The sequence below is a fragment of the Streptomyces sp. NBC_00490 genome (assembly GCF_036013645.1).
GTDB classification, from domain to species: domain Bacteria; phylum Actinomycetota; class Actinomycetes; order Streptomycetales; family Streptomycetaceae; genus Streptomyces; species Streptomyces canus_F.
In genome coordinates this window covers 833,641-851,226 of the sequence record NZ_CP107869.1, presented here as the reverse complement: position 1 = coordinate 851,226, position 17,586 = coordinate 833,641, and the positions used below count along the sequence as shown (strand labels likewise).

General features: G+C 70.7%; 14 protein-coding genes and 2 pseudogenes. 8 read left to right on the top strand and 8 right to left on the bottom strand.

Annotated elements, in window-relative coordinates; genetic code table 11:
- Window positions 1-35: 35 nt before the first annotated feature.
- Window positions 36-599 carry a dihydrofolate reductase family protein gene (locus OG381_RS03570; protein WP_327714606.1) on the bottom strand — a complete coding sequence of 188 codons (564 nt, stop codon included), beginning with the start codon at window positions 597-599 and terminating at the stop codon, window positions 36-38.
- 57 nt (window positions 600-656) lie between these two features.
- Window positions 657-1,613: a sigma-70 family RNA polymerase sigma factor gene (locus OG381_RS03565; protein WP_327714605.1), complete on the bottom strand. Its 957-nt coding sequence runs from the start codon at window positions 1,611-1,613 to the stop codon at window positions 657-659.
- Between the two features lie 113 nt (window positions 1,614-1,726).
- On the opposite strand from OG381_RS03565, the gene OG381_RS03560 reads away from it, so the two are divergent.
- Window positions 1,727-2,395, top strand: a complete 669-nt coding sequence (locus OG381_RS03560) for a Type 1 glutamine amidotransferase-like domain-containing protein (protein ID WP_327714604.1) — start codon at window positions 1,727-1,729, stop codon at window positions 2,393-2,395.
- Window positions 2,396-2,546: 151 nt separating this feature from the next.
- On the opposite strand, the gene OG381_RS03555 is transcribed toward OG381_RS03560, so the two are convergent.
- Complete coding sequence (locus OG381_RS03555) at window positions 2,547-3,560, bottom strand: hypothetical protein (protein WP_327714603.1); 1,014 nt, start codon at window positions 3,558-3,560, stop codon at window positions 2,547-2,549.
- Between the two features lie 173 nt (window positions 3,561-3,733).
- Window positions 3,734-7,561 carry an nSTAND1 domain-containing NTPase gene (locus OG381_RS03550; RefSeq protein WP_327714602.1) on the bottom strand — a complete coding sequence of 1,276 codons (3,828 nt, stop codon included), beginning with the start codon at window positions 7,559-7,561 and terminating at the stop codon, window positions 3,734-3,736.
- A 266-nt stretch (window positions 7,562-7,827) separates the two neighbouring features.
- Here OG381_RS03550 and OG381_RS03545 point away from each other — a divergent pair, with 266 nt between their 5' ends.
- From OG381_RS03545 to ykgO, 7 genes and pseudogenes are all read left to right on the top strand, one after another.
- Window positions 7,828-8,646, top strand: coding sequence for an NPP1 family protein (locus tag OG381_RS03545; protein WP_327714601.1), 819 nt, complete (start codon window positions 7,828-7,830; stop codon window positions 8,644-8,646).
- Window positions 8,647-8,859: 213 nt separating this feature from the next.
- Window positions 8,860-9,651: pseudogene (locus OG381_RS03540) on the top strand (alcohol dehydrogenase catalytic domain-containing protein); the annotation flags it as partial.
- Window positions 9,652-9,856: 205 nt separating this feature from the next.
- Window positions 9,857-10,406: pseudogene (locus OG381_RS03535) on the top strand (DUF1360 domain-containing protein).
- Window positions 10,407-10,539: 133 nt separating this feature from the next.
- Window positions 10,540-11,007, top strand: coding sequence for a DUF5709 domain-containing protein (locus OG381_RS03530; protein ID WP_327714600.1), 468 nt, complete (start codon window positions 10,540-10,542; stop codon window positions 11,005-11,007).
- A gap of 421 nt (window positions 11,008-11,428) precedes the next feature.
- A complete protein-coding gene (gene rpmG / locus OG381_RS03525) occupies window positions 11,429-11,593 on the top strand; it encodes a 50S ribosomal protein L33 (protein ID WP_266833770.1) in 165 nt (54 codons plus the stop codon).
- Between the two features lie 49 nt (window positions 11,594-11,642).
- Window positions 11,643-11,903 carry a type B 50S ribosomal protein L31 gene (locus tag OG381_RS03520; RefSeq protein WP_327714599.1) on the top strand — a complete coding sequence of 87 codons (261 nt, stop codon included), beginning with the start codon at window positions 11,643-11,645 and terminating at the stop codon, window positions 11,901-11,903.
- A gap of 36 nt (window positions 11,904-11,939) precedes the next feature.
- On the top strand, window positions 11,940-12,062 hold the full coding sequence (gene ykgO / locus OG381_RS03515) for a type B 50S ribosomal protein L36 (RefSeq protein ID WP_327714598.1): 123 nt from the start codon (window positions 11,940-11,942) through the stop codon (window positions 12,060-12,062).
- Window positions 12,063-12,187: 125 nt separating this feature from the next.
- Here ykgO and OG381_RS03510 read toward each other — a convergent pair whose 3' ends face one another.
- The 4 genes from OG381_RS03510 to OG381_RS03495 form a co-directional block, all read right to left on the bottom strand.
- Entirely contained in the window at window positions 12,188-12,598 is a 411-nt protein-coding gene (locus tag OG381_RS03510; RefSeq protein ID WP_327714597.1) for a VOC family protein, read from the bottom strand.
- A 53-nt stretch (window positions 12,599-12,651) separates the two neighbouring features.
- Entirely contained in the window at window positions 12,652-13,851 is a 1,200-nt protein-coding gene (locus tag OG381_RS03505) for a PP2C family protein-serine/threonine phosphatase (protein ID WP_327714596.1), read from the bottom strand.
- 151 nt (window positions 13,852-14,002) lie between these two features.
- On the bottom strand, window positions 14,003-15,661 hold the full coding sequence (locus tag OG381_RS03500) for a catalase (RefSeq protein ID WP_443061866.1): 1,659 nt from the start codon (window positions 15,659-15,661) through the stop codon (window positions 14,003-14,005).
- A gap of 293 nt (window positions 15,662-15,954) precedes the next feature.
- Window positions 15,955-17,424 carry an FG-GAP-like repeat-containing protein gene (locus tag OG381_RS03495; RefSeq protein ID WP_327714595.1) on the bottom strand — a complete coding sequence of 490 codons (1,470 nt, stop codon included), beginning with the start codon at window positions 17,422-17,424 and terminating at the stop codon, window positions 15,955-15,957.
- Window positions 17,425-17,586: the final 162 nt, after the last annotated feature.

Here is a 17,586-nt window from a genome sequence, read left to right as displayed (position 1 = left end):
CCACGGCCTCGCTTCCAGGGCGACGACTCGGGCGGTCATCGGGCGGCCCTCCGATAGCGGGTGAGTACGGCGGCACCGGCCTGCTCGGCGGCCCGGCACTCCCACTCGGTGTGGGGGCCATCGGCCGGGAACAGCCGTCGGCCGGTGCCGAGGACAACGGGGAAGGTCAGCAGCCGGTACTCGTCGACCAGGTCCGCGGCCATCAGCCGGTCCACGACGCTCAGGCTGCCGGCGACGACCACGTCCCGCCGCTCGCGTTTGACGGCGTCGACCAGACCGCCCTCAAGCAGCCGGGAGTTCGCCCACACCGACGTGTCGGTATGGAGCAGGGTGCGGGAGGCAACCAGCTTCGGGACGGCGTTCATCCGCGCGGCGAACGGGTCGTCCCGGGTCGGCCAGAGCCGCGAGAACAGCTGCCAGGTGGCACGTCCGAGCAGCAGTACTCCCTCGTCCAGCGTGCGGCCGAGCCGGAACTTGTCCCCGGCGACCGCCTCCGGGCCATGCCTGAATGCCCAGCCGCCCTGTGGCGTGCCGGCGGACCCGTCCGGGTCGGACACGATCCCGTCCAGGGTGACGAACTCGATGACGATGACGCTCACGATGAGTTTCCCTTCGGTTCGGTGCTCACCGGTATGTACCGGCCGCACCGCCCCGACTCATCGCTCCCGGCGGAAACCGTCTGCGGGAATCTCGCGTGGCAGCTCGAAGGCGTCGAAGACCCGTGGGTCTGCGAACACCACGTTGTGCGCCACCCGGCCGTCGGTGACGGTGAAGACCTGCAGAGTGTGCAGGCGGTACCCGCCGCCGGAATCCTGTACGTACGCGGCGAGCGCGGGCTGCCCGTTGGCGGTGAGCTCCCGCATCCCCCAGCCCGTACCACGCATCCGGAACACCCGCCGCAGGAACCGGCCGTAGTCCTGGCTGCCCCGGTACCACAGCGGCACGGGAGGCATCTCCAGCACGGCGTCGTCGACCAGCAGCCGCACCAGCGCGGGTACATCCGCCGCCTCGAACGCCCGCATGTACCGCTGGATGACCGCCCGCACCTCTGGATCGTCCGGCTCGGTGACCGCACCCGCGTCGCCCACGCCGGTGAGGGCGGCACGGGCGCGCTGCAACGCGCTGTTGACCGCAGCGACCGTGGTCCCCAACTGCTCGGCGACCTCGGTGGCGGTGAAGGCCAGCACCTCGCGCAGCACCAGCACCGCCCGCTGCCGCGGCGGCAGGACCTGCACCGCCGCCACCCACGCGAGCCGCAGATCGGCCCTGACCTCGACATCGAACCGCGCATCGGGGAACGGCTGAAGCCAAGGCACGTCGAGCGCCGGCGTCAAGGGCGCCTCGGGATCGTCACTCGGCACCCCCAGCCCGGACGGCAGCGGACGCCGCCCGCGCCCCTCCAGCGCGGTCAGGCACACATTGGTCGCGATCCGGTACAGCCAGGTCCGCACCGACGCGCGCGCCGGATCGTAGCGGTCACGGGCCTTCCAGGCACGCAGCAGCGTCTCCTGGACCAGATCCTCGGCCTCGTGCACCGACCCCAGCATCCGGTAGCAGAACGCCACCAACTCACCCCGGTACCGCTCGAAGTCCACAGCCTCATCATGCTGCACCGGACTCGCGCCCCGGAGATGGGGCCTCGGCGCGATCCCGCCAGGGCTTCGGACAGCTGCCACGCGGGTCCTGGTTCGTTGCGGGCGTCCGTGCGCCGTGCTTGGCTCGCTCGATGAACCTTCTGTTGACGGCGAGTGGACTGCGCAACGAGACGCTTCGGGATGCGCTGCGGGACATGCTGGGAAAGCCGTTCGGGTCGGCGAACGTTGTGTTCGTTCCCACGGCGTCCGTTGCCGAACCGGGGGACCACGGCTGGGTCCTCACGGACATGAGCCGGCTGCATGGCCTCGGCTGGCGTGAGTTCGACGTCCTGGAGCTGAACGGCCTGCCGCGGCAGTTGGTGCTCGACCGGCTCCTCCACGCCGACGTCATCTACGTCGAGGGCGGCAATCACTACCACCTCGCACGCAGCATCACGGGCAACGGCCTGGCCGACGGTCTCCTGGAGGCCCTGGAGAGCCGGGTCTACGTGGGGATGAGCGCAGGATCGATGATCTTCAGCCGCAATCTCACCGGGCACTCCGCCGACGTGATCGGGGACAGCGCGGACCTCCACGTACTCGGTGCGACAACCGTGGAGCCGCCGTTCGGCCTCTTCGACTGGTATCTCAAGCCCCACCTGTACTCGCCGGATTTCCCCGAGCGGGACGACGCCTGGGCGGACCGCATCGTTGCGGGGGCGGACTTCCCGATCTATTTCCTCGACGACGACACGGCCGTTCGCGTCAGGGACGGCAAGGTGGATGTCGTCTCTGAAGGGCGGTGGCGGTTCCATCCGTGACTGAACGCGGGGTGGGAGCGCCGAACAGGAACGTGCGGCGCTCAGACGCGCTGATGAGGAGCTGCCGTGGTGACCGTCTGCGTCAGGCGGCTTGCGCGAGGTGATGCGGGCTGACGTCGCGCGGTTCGGCAGGCCGGGGGCGTTGGGAGCCTCAGGTCGTGGAGTCGCCCGTGGTCGCCGCGAGTCGCGGCGGAAGGTGAGATGACCACAGGCGGTCGTAGAGGGCCGCGAAGGTGGTGGCCGTGAGGGGGAAGGTCAGGGCCGCGGCTGTGAGGATGCCGATGATGACGGGCGCGAGGATGCCGGCGTAGTACGCGGCGAAAAAGTTGCCCGTTGCCTCTTCGAGGAGGTCGCGCAGGAACGGGCGGACCGGCAGGGCCAGTTGTGTGGCGAGCCGGATGACCGTGGCGGTCAGTGCGGCCAGTGGCAGGGCGACCGCGAGGACGCGGACCGCGCCCGCACGCGTGCGTGTCGTCAGCGTCCATGAATGACGCAGAGCCACGTGCGGGCTCAGGCCGGAGGCCGCGGCTGCGGGGGCGAGGGCAAGCGCGAGGCGGACCAGCACGGCGAGGCACACGGCGACCGCCGGGGACGCCGAGACGAGTGTGTAGGGCCATGATCCGCGGGCCAGCGGCAGGGGAGTGTCGAGCAGATTGCTGGTCAGACGGCGCGTCAGCTCGAAGGACAGTAGCGGCGGGGTCCACACGATCAGGCCGCGCAGTACGTATGTGGCGAGGATCGGTGGCAGTCGTGCGCCCACCGCCGTAGGTGAACGGTCAGACTCCGGGGACCTTGGAGCCTGTGCTGTGACCGTTCGGGAGCACACAGTCTGCAGGGCCGCGCTGCCCACTCCGAGCAGCAGGAGGTAGAGAGGGAGAGAGGCCAGGGCGACGAGTCCCAGATCGGAGTGGTCGTGCGAGTAGGGGTCCTCGAGCTGGTGGTAGCGGATGCGTTCGCTTTGCATGTGGGTGAACAGAGGCCAGGACAGAGCGAAGACCGTGAATGTCGTCAGCAGCCCGGCGAGCGCGGTCAGGGTGACGACGCGTACCGTCGCGGCCGTGAGAGCGCGCCGGTGGTGAAGCAGCACGGCGAACGTGGCGGCCGCGACGCCGCGTTGTGTCCCCCCGAGCGACGAAGGAACGGTGCTGTTGTGCTGTGGGGGCATGAAGCAGCCTTCTGCGCGGGCGGATGCGTTCCCACAAGGACGCTGAGCGGGCCGGGTACGGTTCTGCGCCCTTCTGCGGCGAGCTGGGTGACAACTTCCTCCTGACGGCGGGCTGCCGTTGGGCCTGCGCCCGGACGGAGCTATCGGCGCTGGGGCCTCCAGGCCCTGTCGCCCTACAGATCCTGGCCGCACACCCTCCTGAACCCCACCTCCGGCACATACGTCCGCCACTGCTCCCGCGAGAGGTTCGCCCCCTTGCCCGCCCGGGCGCACACCTGGGTGGCCGCCCGTTCGGGGTCGACCGCGTACCGCTGGAGCGGGACATGGGCGCTGGCCGCGTACAGGGTGGCGCTGTCGGCGCTGAAGGCGAGCGAGTCGATCATCTCGCCCGGGGTGGTCAGCGGGCCGCCCAGGGGCTGTTGGGTGGTGATGTCCCAGAGCTGGAGTGTGCCCGTGGTGCCACCGACGGCCAGGGTCGCACCGTCCGGGCTGACCGCCAGCGCGCTCACCGCCTCCGGTACTTCGCCCAGGGGAGCGCGGAAGACGTTGCGCAGAACGCCCGTACGGTCGTTCAACTCCCCGTCCCACAGGGCGACCCGCCCGGTCAGGTCGCCCGCCGCGAGGCGTGAACCGTCGGCTGCGAAGGCGAGGGCGCTGATCTGTTCGCCCTGGACGAGCCCTTTGCCGGTGACCTTCCCGGCGTGGAGATCCGCGGTGCGGTTGTCGCCGACGAGGAGGCTGCCGTCGGGGTGGACGGCCAGGTGGGTGCTGGTCAGGCCGATGAGGTCGGTCGCGCGGCGGCCGGTTTCGGTGTTCCACGCCTCGTCGACCGGTGTGCCGGGGACGGGCAGACGGGCCGCGTAAAGGGTGCCGCCGCCCGGTCCCAACGCCAGGGCGGCCACCGGGGCGGCGGACTCGGGCGTCGCGAGTTCCAGGGCGACCCGGAGCCGGTCACGGGTCAGGTCCCAGACCGTGAAGCGCTGGGAGGACGCCTGCCGGCTGGGCGTCGAGAGCCCGTACGAGAGTGCCTTGCCGTCGGGGCTGAACGCGATGAGGGCCACCGTGTGTGCCGGGTCGGACGGGGCGGTCGGCATGGGCGGGGGAGGGGCGGGGAGCGTGCGCAGGAGGTGGCCGTCGGAGATGGCCCGGAGTTCGAAACGGTAGCGGGTGCCGACGAGTCGGGCGGTCGCGTAGGTACGGCCGTCCGGGCTGATGCGTACGGCCGACATCGGGTGGGCGCGCCAGGTCGGCGTGACCGCCATGCCCAGTTCCAGGCAGTGGACGGCGCCGCCTTCGAGGTAACGCAGGGCGGTCCGGCGGGTGGGGTCCCAGGAGAGGCCGTACAGGCTCTGGTTGTTGACGAGGTGGCGGAACACGGGGGCCGCCGGGTCGGACAGGCGCCACACCCGGATCTCCGCCCCGGCGTCGGTCGCCAGGAAGGTGCCGTCCGGGGTGAACGCGGCCTGTTGCGCGCCCGGTTCGTCGAGGCGGGCGACTTCGCGGGCGGACGCCGTGTCCCATACCGTCACACCGGACGCCGAGAGCGCGGCGAGCCGGGCGCCGTCGGCGCCGAACACGAGGGACGTCGCCTGCGCCTCGGCGCACAGGCCGCGCGCCCGCTCCCAGGGGCCGGGGCGGATGCGGTGGCCGGAGATGTCCCAGACCTGCGGCGACCCGCCCGCCGGGCAGACGGCGACCAGGCGCCCGTCCGCGCTCACGGCCGGAGTGACCGGGCCGCTCGCTACCCGGCCCCCGAACAGCACGCCACCGCCGGTGACGGACCGCAGGCTCACCCGGTCGTCGCCGGTGCCGCTCACGATGTAACCACCCTCCGCGATGTCGATGACGGAGGTGGCGGGGAGGGGGCGCGGGTCGCCGGTCCAGCGGCCGGTGGCCGTGTCCCACAGGCGGATGCCGTCAGCGCCGGCGACCGCGAGGACCCGGGCGTCGGGACCGGCCGCGAGCACCTCACCGACGGGGAGTCGGCCGGAGGCGGTGCGGCGGCTCGTGACCACGTCCCAGGTCCGCCAGGTACGGCCCTCGACGCTGAGCAGCGTGCGGCCGGAGTCGGCGAGGAAACGCTTCGGGTTGTCGCCCGGCGCCGGGTCGGTGAAGACGGCGTGTTCCACCTGGGCGAGGGAACCGAGCAGCGCCCGGCGGGCCTCCGGCAGCGGCGAGACGCGCCAGGCGGCGACGCCCAGCAGCATCGCGGTGCGCGGATCGGTCGTCCGTGTTGCGTCGGCGAGGTCGGCGATCCGGCGCGCGGCGGTGTCGGTGTGATGCCGTGTGTTGTCGACGCCCAGGTGCCAGGCGGCCAGCCCGCCCATCAGGGCCACCGCCAGCAGGGCGGACAGCGCGCCGACGAGCCCGCGGGTACGCCGGGCGGTACGGGCGGCAGTCCGGGCGTGCGCCGCGCGGGCCGCGAGTGCCGCGCCGAGGAACTCCCGCTCGGGCGGGGTGAGACGGCCCCGTTCCCCGGTCGGTTCACCGGCGAACACGGCCTCGGCGCGAGCTAGCCTGCTGCCCCGGATCAGCGCACCGGGGTCGCGGTCGTGCTCCAGCCAGAGCCGGGTCTCGTCGGCCAGCCGCCGGTGGTGGCACAGCCACTCCCGGTCCTCCTCGATCCAGTCGCGCAGCCTCGGCCAGCAGGTGATCAGCGCCTCGTGGGCGAGCTGGACGCCGTCCTCGTCGGCGGTGAGGAGGCGGGCCCGGGCCAGGCGTTCCACCACCACGGGCACATGGCCGTCGGCAGACTCGGCCAGTTCCGCCCGGGTGAGCGGGCGCCGGGTGTCGGCGCCGCCCTGCCCCGGTTCGACCATCCGCAGCAACAACTGTCGGGCGCTGCGCGCCTGTTCGGGCGTCAGCTGCCCGTACACCTCCTCCGCGCTCGCCGCGATCGCCCCGCGCACCCCGCCTGCCGCCTCGTACGCGGCCAGCGTCAGCAACCTGCCCCGGCGCCGCCGCCAGGTCTCCAGCAGGACATGCGACAGCATCGGCAGCGCGCCCGGTCGGCCGACGACCTCCTCGACGATCCGCGCGGTGAGTTCCCGCTCGACCAGGAGCCCGGCGGCCGCCGCCGGCCGGGTCACCGCCTCCCGCAGCTCGTCCGCCGTCATCGCCCCGACCAGCAGCCCGGCATCGGCGAGCGCGTCAGCGAGTTCCGGCTGTTCGGCGCAGCGGGCGTAGAAGTCGGCCCGCACGGACACGAGTACACGCAACCGGCTGTCCGGGTTCCGGGCGGCCAGCAGGAGGTCGACGAACCGGGTCCGCTCGGCGCGATCGTGGCAGAGGGTGAAGACCTCCTCGAACTGGTCGACGATCACCCAGCTCTCCGGCGCTCCTTCCTTCGGGACCAGCAGGTGCCCGTACGTCTCGGCGGGCCGCTCCCCGGGTGTGAACACCCGCACCTCGACCGACGCGCCAGAGGAGTCCGGGGCGTCCGGCGGGCCGGGGGGATCAGGGGAGTCGGCCTCGACAGGGGCACCTTGGTCGGAGTTCCGTTCGCGGTCGCGGCTCTCCTGCTGGAGGCGGGGTATCAGCCCGGCCCGCAGCAGCGACGACTTCCCGCTCCCCGACGCCCCGAACACCACCGCGAACCTGTGCTCCCGCACCAGTCGCAGAAGCTCGCCGACCAGTCCGTCCCGCCCGAAGAACAACTCCCGGTCGTCCGTGCCGAAGGGCGCCAGCCCTCGGTAGGGCGCTGCGGCCGCCCCGTCCTCGCCGCGGGCGGTGGACGCGGTCTCCGTCTCGGCGTCCTTCCAGCGCGGTTCCCACTCACCCGGGTCGCCCCCGCACGCCCGCACATACCCCTGGACCACCGCGAGTGACGGCAGTCGTTCTCCGCGCGCCGCCTCGGACAGCGTCGCCGCGGAGAACCCGGCCGCCTCGGCCATCCGCCGGTACGAGGGCCCGCCCGCGGTCCGCCGCAGTTCCCGAAGCTCATGGGCGAACCGCTGCACCGGACCGGCCTGCGGGTCCACCGGTCTCTCGGGACGCCCCATGAGCTCCACCCTCCCCATCCCCGTACAGCACAGGAGTCACCTCACGGTCACATCACAGGGGTAAACGGGGCGTGCGCCATAGCTGTTCACATCGAAAACAACCGAAAACAGTCGGAGCGGCACACGCGAACTCCGGACGACGGAATTGAACGGCCTGATGAAAGGGGTGCCAGTCAACTTTCCGGCTGCCAGTGTCGGTCCCGCCACGCCGGACGACGGCACGACCGAGCCGTGTTCCCGGCACGACCCAGTGGAGAGCACCCGCAATGTTCAAGGCATCCACGCACCACCGCACAACGTCCCGTCTCGGCCGGGCGGCACTCGTCGCGCTCAGCGCCGGCGCGCTGACCGTCGGCGTCTCGACAAGCGCGTCCGCCGCCATCCTGACCCCGCTGCCGTGGAACGCGAGCACCTACCAGAACAAGTACATGCCGCTCTTCGACTACGACTCGGACAGCTGCTTCCCCGCGGCGGCCGTCGACGCGAGCGGAAAGCTCAACGGCGGTCTGGACAACACCGGGGCGATCACCGGCGGCTGCCGGACCAATCACCTCGGCAAGGCCAACACGTACTCGCAGAGCTGGTGCAAGGACGGCTGGTGCGCGTATGTCTACGCGCTCTACTTCGAGAAGGACCAGACGCTGGCCGGCGCCGACGCCTTCGGTCACCGTCACGACTGGGAGTCCGTCGTGGTCTTCCAGAAGCAGGGCGAGGAGAGCCCCCGCTTCCTGTCCGCCTCCCGGCACGGCGGCTACAGCACCCACCCGATCAACGAGGTGCCGATGGGCAGGCTGAACGGCGAGTCGAGCTACAACCGGGTCGAGATCGTCTACCACAAGGACGGCGCGAGCACGCACGCGTTCCGCTTCGCCGCGTGGGGCGAGGCCCCGGAGGCGTGGGGCGACGGGGGCTGGGACCGCCCGGCCCTGGTCACCATGGAGAACATGGACAAGACACCGCGCGACCAGCTGTGGAACTCCACATGGGGCAAGGCCAACTTCCCGCTCACCGGCAACCTCCAGAGCAACATCAACAAGGCCCGCAACGCCGACAGCCGGGCCGCGGCCGCCATCCCCGCCTTCTGACGCACGGGCACACACGGCCTCTCCGCAGGCCGTCCTGAGCAGCCGCCGGTGGGACCAGCTCCCCGCCCCGTCCCACCGGCGGCACCGACTGGCCCGCCACCGGGGAGCCCAGAGTCTCCGTTGACAGTCAGGGATGGTGCGCGCGGGGTGGAACCGAAACCGAACCGGACCAGTAACGGGAGAAACCGTTCGGGCCTGCGCAACGACCAGGACATGATCGTACGACTGATCGCGGGCACCACCTGCGGCTCCGACCTGCATCTCATCGGCGGCTACAACCTCTTCATGCGCTCCGGGGACGTGATCGGTCACGAGTTCCTCGGCGAGGTCGTCGAGGTGGGGCCCGGGGTCCGACGTCACGAGGTCGGCGACCGGGTCGTCGTCTCCTCGTTCGTCGGCTGCGGGCGCTGCTGGTACTGCACACACGACCTGTGGTCGCTGTGCGACAACACCAACACCAACCCCGGCATCGGACAGGCCCTCTTCGGGGACGACACCGCCGGGATCTTCGGTTACTCCCACGTCCCGGAGGGCGTCGACGACACCAGTGCCCTGTTCGTGTCCGACTCGGTGCCGACCGGCTGGATGGGTGCCGACCTGGGCGGGGTCAAGCCGGGGGACGTGGTGGCCGTCTGGGGGTGCGGCGCTGTCGGGCAGATGGCGGCCCGTGCCGCGATCCTGCTGGGCGCGGAACGGGTCATCTCCATCGACCGCGTCCCCGAACGCCGGCGTGGCCCGGACGTGTGCATCGAGGCCGTCGGCATGGAGGCGCACAGCGACAGCCCGGTCCACCTGTACGACCAGGTGAAGCAGCAGCTGCGGCTCCAGACGGACCGGCCCACCGCCGTACGGCAGGCCATCCACGCCTGCCGCAAGGGCGGCACGGTCTTCGTCCTGGGCGTGTTCGGCGGCGCTGTCGACAAGTTCCCGCTCGGCGCGGTGATCAACAAGGGTCTGACGCTCCGGGGTGCCCAACAGCACGGCCAGCGCTACATCCCCATGCTGCTGGACCGCCTGGCCGCCGGGGACCTGAGCACCGCGTACCTGGCCACGCACAGCGTGTCCCTGGACGAGGCGCCGCTCGCCTACGACATGTTCAAGCAGAAGACGGACGGCTGCGTCCGCGCGGTCATCCGCCCGAACGTCCGAACCGCCGAACCGCCGCCCACCACCGTGTTTGGTCCGTCGGCTGGGGGAGACCCGGCTGCGCATGACCACAGCGACCGAGAGCCGCCTCGGGCGACGTGTGCGGGCGATCGTGCGAGGCACGGGCCGGGACTACGCGGGCGCGCAGGACCGGCCCCTCGGCGGATATCTCACGACCATGGCCGGGTTCGGCGCCTACACGGCGGCCTGGGCGGCGGCGGTACGGCTGCGCGGACGCCCGGTGCCGGACCGGCCCGAGCCGTGGGACGTGGTGCTCACGTCCGTGGCCACGTTCCGGCTCAGCCGGTTGCTGAGCAAGGCGTCGGTGACCAGTCCGCTGCGGGCCCCCTTCACCCGGTACGTCGGTCCGCAGGGCCCGGCCGAACTGCATGAGGAGGCCCGGTCCGAGAACGGCAAGGACGTCGTGGGCGAGCTGGTGACCTGCCCGTTCTGCGTGAGCGTCTGGGTCGCCTCGACGCTGACCGCTGACCGCTGGCCAGCTGCTGTGGCCCCGCGCGACGCGCACCGCCATGGGGGCGCTGGCCGCGCTGGCCGGGTCGGACGCGTTGCAGCTGGCACACAACGCGCTGGTGGACAAAACCACCGGCGAGTGAATCCTGGTGGGTCGGAAGAGCCGGTGCCTGGTCTTGGCGCGCACTCCCTCACGGGGCTCGTCCTCCATGTGTCATGCGCCGGGTACTCGGTACTCCGTACCCACAGATGATCAGAAACGTTCCGGAGGCGATCATGAGTGATGCGGACATGGCGGACGACGTCTACCAGCCCACGGGCAGCAACGAGGATCAGGAGGACGCGAACCCGCTGGACCTCCAGGACGCGGTGGACGAGCGCACTTACGACGATCAGTTGGACGAGGGCTATTCGCCGCCGGAGAAGCCTTTGGGCGTGACCAAAACGGGCACGACAGCGGCCGAGCAGCACGAGGGCGAGTCCTTGGATGACCGCCTGGGCCAGGAGGTCCCCGACGTGGAGGCGACGCCGGGGGACGAGATCGGTGACCTGCCCGACGGGGAGGGTGAACCCCTCGACCCGGAGGCCGGCATTGAGCGCGCCGGCCGCCTGGTGGCACCGGACGAAGGCGTGCGGGAGGACACCACCAAGGAGCTCGTCGCCGAGGATGAGGGCATCGACGGGGGAGCGGCAGGCGTGGAGGAGGCCGCGATGCACGTCGTACCGGAGGACCGGCTGCCGTAGGCGGGTCGCGCGGGCCGTACCGATCTGCTCCGCGATGTCCGCGACGGCGCCGAGCACCCCGTCGCAGCCCGGCAAGCGGCCGGGCCCGGACGACATCGACGTTCCCGCCACCGTGCCCTGACGGACCACCCCCTTCGGCCGTCATCTCCGCGTCGGGAATGCCGGCGGGGGAGGGTGTGTTGAAGGCGGCGTGGGTGTGAAGGGGACAGTGTCCCCGGGCCTCATCTAGTGCCTGCGGGGACGATCGTCCGGCTGAAGCCCCGCAGAGCGTTTCGCCGCGTAGGCGACCGCCCTTCACCCCACGTTTTTCTTCGCCGTGAGAGCGGTGACCGTCGGGAATGAGATACATGCCGACGTTGTTGAAGTAGTCGTCTGACATGTCCGAGTCAATGAGCTCGGGCGGTGGCGGAAGGAGCACCTCATGGCACGCAGCACCACACGCGCCGTCGTCAAGCTGAAGTCGACGGCCGGTACCGGAGTCACCTACGTGACCCGCAAGAACCGTCTGAACGATCCCGACCGAATGGTCCTGCGCAAGTACGACCCGCAGGTCGGCGCGCACGTCCTCTTCCGAGAAGAACGCTGACACCCGCTTTTTCGCGGCTCCCCGTCGGCAGCACCAGAAAGGCCACCCCATGAGGCACGGCATCCACCCCGAATCCCGCCCGGTCGTCTTCCGTGACCGCGCGGCAGGCTTCCACCTGCTGACCCGCTCCACCATTCACGCGGAGCGCACGGTCCAGTGGGAGGACGGCGGCACGTACCCGGTCGTCGACGTCGAGATCTCGTCGGCGAGCCACCCGTTCTACACCGGCACCTCACGGGTCGTGGACACCGCGGGCCGCGTGGAGCGCTTCCAAAGGCGCTACGGCGCCACCACTCCCGTCCGCGCCTGACAGCGGACCTCGTTCGATCCCCGGGAGGAGACGGCTATGAAGGTGCGGAAGTCCCTGCGCTCGTTGAAGGCCAAGTCCGGCGCCCAGGTGGTGCGCCGACGGGGCGTCACCTTCGTGCTCAACAAGAAGGACCCGCGCTTCAAGGCCCGCCAGGGCTGACATTCTGAGCCGCAACACCGGTCCGGCCCGGCACCGCAACCGCGGTGCCGGGCCGGACCGATGCCGTGCCCAGCGGGCCGACGGCAGGAAGCACCCTCGTGTCGCCCGGGGAGTGCCCCCGTCCGCTACCCCTGCGTGGGCCAGATGAGGCCCTGATCGGTCCAGACGACACCCTTGTTGCGGCAGAGACAGAAGGGGTGGCCGATGGGATCGGTGTAGACGCGGAAGCCGTAGCCGTCGGGGTCGGTGTGGTCCTGCTTCAGGGTCGCGCCGAGGGCCAGGACGCGGCGCTGTTCGGCCTCGATGTCGTCGACTTCGAAGTCGAGGTGGAACTGCTTGGGATGCGCGCTGTCGGGCCACTGCGGAGCGCGGTAGTCATCCACCTGGACAAAGGCCAGTTCGAGCTCGCCGAACCGGATACCGGCCCAGTTCTCGTTGCTGTCCTGCTTGACCGGCAGTCCCACTACCTCGGAGTAGAAGGCTGCCAGTTTCATCGTGTCCGGGCAGTCGATGATGAAGTCGGTTAGTCGCAGCATCCCGTGATCTTTTCACAGGATCAAAAGAGCCGGACTTCGAGACAGGTCCTGGCTCATGCCGCGTTCGGCGGCTTCCCGTGCCATTGGCAGGACAGGACGGTGGCGTCGTCGTCCAGGCGACCGTCATGGTGGTCGAGGACGGCATGGATGAGGCGGCGCAGGGTTTCCGCGACGGGCAAGCCGTCGGCGTGGTGGCGGATGATGAAGTCGGTGAAACGCTCCACGCCGAACAGCTCGCCGTTCCTGTCGCGGGCTTCGGTGATCCCGTCGGTGAACAGCAGCAGCCGGTCCCCGGGCTCCAGTTGGTCGACGCACACGTCGGTGCGCAGGCCGAACCCGGCGCACATGGGCCCGGCCGGTGCACAGCGCAGAGTGGTCACCCAGCGCCGGCCGCGGATGATCACCGGCAGCAGATGCCCGCGGTTGACCCAGCTGAGCTGTCCGGTGGTCAGATCGAGGTCGGCGAGGATGCCGGTGGCGTAGCGGCTGTGGCCGAACTGCCGCACCAGGTTGTCCTCGATGGCATGACTGGCGGCGGCGAGCGGACTGCCCGAGCGGCGGTGGCTGCGGCAGGTGGCCATGGCCAGCGACGCGGTCAGGCCGGCCGCGGTGTCGTGGCCCATGGCGTCGAAGACCGCGAGGTGCGCGACGTCGCCGGCGATGGCGTAGTCGAAGGCATCGCCGGCCACCTGATAGGCGGGCTCCATCACCGCGCTGACCGTGAGGCGGTCGTTGGCGAAGGTGCGCGGCGGCATCAGCGCCCACTGCATCTCCGCCGGCACGCTCATGCGCCGCGTGCGGGTGAGGCGGGCGTGGGCGTCGCTGTTGCTGCGCTTGGAGATCAGCAGCAACCCGGCCATCGAGGCCAGCGCCCGCACGACGTCCACGTCGGGGAGGGCGGTGGTGCCGGGGGCCGGGTCGACGCGCAGCACACCCAGGCGTTCGGCGCCGTCGAGCACAGGGGCCCAGCAGACGCCGCCCATGGGTGCGGTGGTGATCAGTAGCGTCTGGTAGGCGCGGCCGGGCAGCGTGCCCTCGATGCGCGCCTCCTGTCCGCCGCGCCCGGCATCCACTCCGACGCCGGTGATCTCCCGCAGCACGTCCTCCTGGAGGTCCGCCACGAACAACCGCGCTCCGCCGGCGCCCGCGCCCCGAGCGGCGGCCTCGAGGAGACCGGGGAGTTGTTCGAACGCGGCTGTGTGGCTGTCCTCCAGCAGTCGGCTCAGCGCCCGACCGAGCGCTTCGGCGCTCACGGCCGCGGCCCCGCGCCATGGCGCCGGCCGGTTGTGTACCGGCCCAGCGCGTACGTCACCCGCGGCGTACGCCGCGTCGGGTGCACGTCATGGATCGAAACGACCACGGCCCGGCCTCCCCTCTTGGTGGACAGCCCGACGGATCAGCCGGTCACCGGGTCACCACGTGCCGTTCGTCCGGTACGCAGTGCGTCATGGTCAGACCGGAGACGTCGCGGGGCGGGTTGTTCCCCAGGTGTTCCAGGCGCTTGCGGTCCTCGTCCGTCAGCGTCTGGTCCGCCAGTGGCTCCAGATGCGCTACGTCGGAGGGGGCGATGCCCAGCCCCTCGCCGACCCGTAGCCCGAGGTCGTTCTCCACCAGCAGGAAGTGCCAGACCATGCGCTCCTGGACCGTCCGGTCGCACTGGGAGATCAGGTTGACGAAATTGTGCACGAGGTCGTCCCGTTCCCACTCCTCCATCAGCAGGTAGCGCTGACCGGCCTGGAGGTAGTCGTTGGTGCGCGGGATCCGCTTGCGGGTCAACCGGCCCCGGATCTCGGGCCCTTGCTCGTCATGGGTCGGGTACTGGGCCTCCCGCAGTCCACCCGTGATCGACGGCTCGTAGTTGACCTCCGGGTTCTCGTTCGCCGCCCGGTTGTCGTACGCCATGAAGCCGTCGCGCTGGTTGGTGCGCACCTCCGCGTTCTTGGCCTGGTTGACCGGCAGCTGGAGGTAGTTCGGGCCGACGCGGTAACGCTGGGTGTCGCTGTACGAGAAGGTCCGCCCGATCAGCATCTTGTCGTCGGAGAAGTCGAGGCCGTCGACCAGGACACCGGTACCGAAGGCGATCTGCTCGTTCTCGGCGAAGTAGTTGTCGACCGTGCGGTCGAGGACCAGGCGGCCCACCGGCCTGGGCGGGAACTCCTGCTCAGGCCACGTCTTGGTGTCGTCGAGCGGATCGAAGTCCAGCTCCGGGTGCTCGCCGTCCTCCATCATCTGCACGAGCAGCTCCCACTCCGGGTACTCGCCCCGGCGGATCGCCTCGTACAAGTCCTTGGTGGCGTGGCCCAGTTCATCGGCCTGTACGTTCGCCGCGTCTTCCTCGGTCATGCTGCGTACGCCCTGCTTGGGCATCCAGTGGTACTTGACGAGGACGGTGCGGCCCTCGGCGTCGACCCACTTGTAGGTGTTCACGCCGAAGCCCTGCATGTGCCGGTAGTCCGCGGGGATGCCCCGCGGACTGAAGAGGTTGACCAGCATGTGCATGCTCTCGGGAGTCTGCGACATGAAGTCGAAGATGCGGGCCGGCTTCTGTTCGTGGGAGACGGGGTCCGGCTTGAGCGCGTGGATGACGTCGGGGAACTTCACGGCGTCACGGATGAAGAAGACTCCCAGGTTGTTGCCGACCAGGTCCCAGTTCCCGTCCTCCGTATAGAACTTCACGGCGAAGCCGCGCGGGTCGCGGGCCGACTCGGAGGAGTCGCGGCCGCCGATCACCGTGGAGAACCGCACCGCCACGTCGGTGCGCTTGCCGCGCTCCTGGAACAGCTTCGCCCGGGTGAACCGGCTGATCGGCTCGTCGCCCCAGGCCCCGTACGACTCGAAGAAGCCGAAGGCGGTCACACCGCGCGCGTGCACGACACGCTCCGGTATCCGCTCGCGGTCGAAGTGGCTGATCTTCTCCAGGAAGTGGTAGTTCTCCAGGGTGGCCGGGCCGCGCGCGCCGACCGTGCGCTGGTTCTGGTTGTCGTAGACGGGGTGCCCCTGCCGGTCGGTGAGAACCGGGCGGGGGTCGTCCGAGGGGGATCCCATGCTCGAGACGTCGGTCACGGCGTTCGGCTCCTTGCAGCGTTTCGGCGTGCCATGACGACAGTCCCGGCACGCGTGCGGGCAGGACGGCGGAACCCAAGTACCCACGTGCCGCGCTCTCACCCAGGAGGGCCGACGACAGGCGCACGCAATCCCGGGGGCGACACTCTTTCGGCCCGGGCGCCGGCGGCAGCCGTCCGTCGGGTGCGATGTGGACGGCTGCCTCCGGGGCGCCCTCGCCGCCGGGCAGGCCGAGGCTGCGGCCTGCCGACGGCGTTTTCCAGCAGTTCTACGACGGCCCGCGATTGCCCTGACTACTTGCCGAGGACGGATCCGAAGTAGGCGTTGTCCTGTGATGCGCCGAGTGCGGCGGCACCGAAGGACCAGGAACCGTTGGTCGTCACGCCCGACGCCGTGCCGTCGAGCACCCAGGCGAAGCCTGCGGAGTCGTTCTCGTAGGGAGCCGTGGCGACGAGTTCGGCGTGGCCATCGCGGTCGGAGTCGATCAGCCGCGCCTGCGCACCGAAGCGGTCGCCCGCCTCGGACGCACCCGGCACGCCGGCGGTGTTCTGGTTGAAGTTCTGCGAGCCGGCCGTCCCCAGTCCCCGTGCCGAACCGCGCAGCAGCCACACCGCGCCCACGTCCGCCAGGTCGCCGATGCTCTCGCCCGGGGAGCCGATCGCCAGGTCGAGGTATCCGTCGCCGTTGACGTCGCCGAGGCTGAGGTCGGCACCGAACTGATCGCCGACTTCGGAGCTGCCGCCGAGGCCGCCCCTGCCCTGTTCGAAGATCTGATCCGGCGTCTGCGGGTGGGAGCCGAACAGGCCGTCCGGGCTGCCGTAGCGCACGGAGACGCTGCCCGGGGACAGGTCCCACTCGCCGTGCTCCAGGATGCGGGGGTCGCCCAGCACGAGGTCGGGGTATCCGTCCTTGTTGATGTCACCGGAGACGCCCACCGAGCCTCCGGCGAAGGAGCGGTCCAGTTCCAGTCCGTCCGCGGAACCGCGCAACAGGACCGAGTGGCTCTGCACGAACTCCAGCCTCGGCGCGGTGCCGGTGACCACGAGATCGGCATAGCCGTCCTTGTCGTAGTCGGCGCCGGTCAGACCGCTGGGCCGGAAGCCGTCCTGCGTGGGCACACCGTAGAGCTGCTCGGGGTTCTCCGGCGTGCGGGAGGCGCTGAAGTCGTGCACGTAGACGGAGTCCTCCGCGTTGACGTGGGCGAGTTCCGGGCGTCCGTCGCCGTCGACGTCGGCGGCCGTGAGCCCGCTGCCGTAGGCCTCCCGCGGGCTGGGCGCGCCCAGGGTGTCGCTCTGCAGCCACGAACTCGTGCCGGTCAGCCCGCGGGCCGAGCCCCAAAGGACCGTGACGCTGCCCGCGTCGACGGCGTCACCGATGTCCTCGCCGGGCACTCCCACGGCAAGATCGGCATATCCGTCGCCGTCGAGGTCCGCGGACGTGACGGCCGCGCCGAAGGCGTCATGGGCCTCCGGGCTGCCAGGCACCCCGGCCGAACTCTGTGTCAGGACCACCTTCTTGGCGGTGTCGACGCCCTGGGACGAGCCGTAGAGCACGGAGACGAACCCGGCCCCGGGCTTGCCACCCACCGTCGCGGCGGGTGCCGCGGTCACCAGGTCCGCATAACCGTCGCCGTTGAAGTCGTCGTGGGCCACCGTGCCGGCGCGCTGGGCGCCCTGTGCCGCCCAGGCGGGCCCGCCGACGATCGCGGTGCCGGTGACGCCGAGCAGGGCTACCGCCAGGAAAGCGGCGCGTGTGGAGCGCATGAGAGTCCCCCTTGTGTGGCGCTGCGTCGTTGCCGCAGCCTCATCAGCCAGGCAGCACGCCGTGCCGGTCACGCACGGCTTACCGCCTTTGCCGCAGATGAGACCGGCGACCTTCAACAGAAGTTGTACGCCCAGCAGTTGCGGCCGAGTCCTGTGGCACGG

Coding starts and splice junctions, on each gene's coding strand:
- OG381_RS03555 (WP_327714603.1), bottom strand. CDS start 3,560: ATGCCCCCACAGCACAACAGCACCGTTCCTTCGTCGCTCGGGGGGACA.
- ykgO (WP_327714598.1), top strand. CDS start 11,940: ATGAAGGTGCGGAAGTCCCTGCGCTCGTTGAAGGCCAAGTCCGGCGCC.
- OG381_RS03560 (WP_327714604.1), top strand. CDS start 1,727: ATGAACCTTCTGTTGACGGCGAGTGGACTGCGCAACGAGACGCTTCGG.
- OG381_RS03495 (WP_327714595.1), bottom strand. CDS start 17,424: ATGCGCTCCACACGCGCCGCTTTCCTGGCGGTAGCCCTGCTCGGCGTC.
- OG381_RS03520 (WP_327714599.1), top strand. CDS start 11,643: ATGAGGCACGGCATCCACCCCGAATCCCGCCCGGTCGTCTTCCGTGAC.
- rpmG (WP_266833770.1), top strand. CDS start 11,429: ATGGCACGCAGCACCACACGCGCCGTCGTCAAGCTGAAGTCGACGGCC.
- OG381_RS03510 (WP_327714597.1), bottom strand. CDS start 12,598: ATGCTGCGACTAACCGACTTCATCATCGACTGCCCGGACACGATGAAA.
- OG381_RS03545 (WP_327714601.1), top strand. CDS start 7,828: ATGTTCAAGGCATCCACGCACCACCGCACAACGTCCCGTCTCGGCCGG.
- OG381_RS03550 (WP_327714602.1), bottom strand. CDS start 7,561: ATGGGGCGTCCCGAGAGACCGGTGGACCCGCAGGCCGGTCCGGTGCAG.
- OG381_RS03530 (WP_327714600.1), top strand. CDS start 10,540: ATGAGTGATGCGGACATGGCGGACGACGTCTACCAGCCCACGGGCAGC.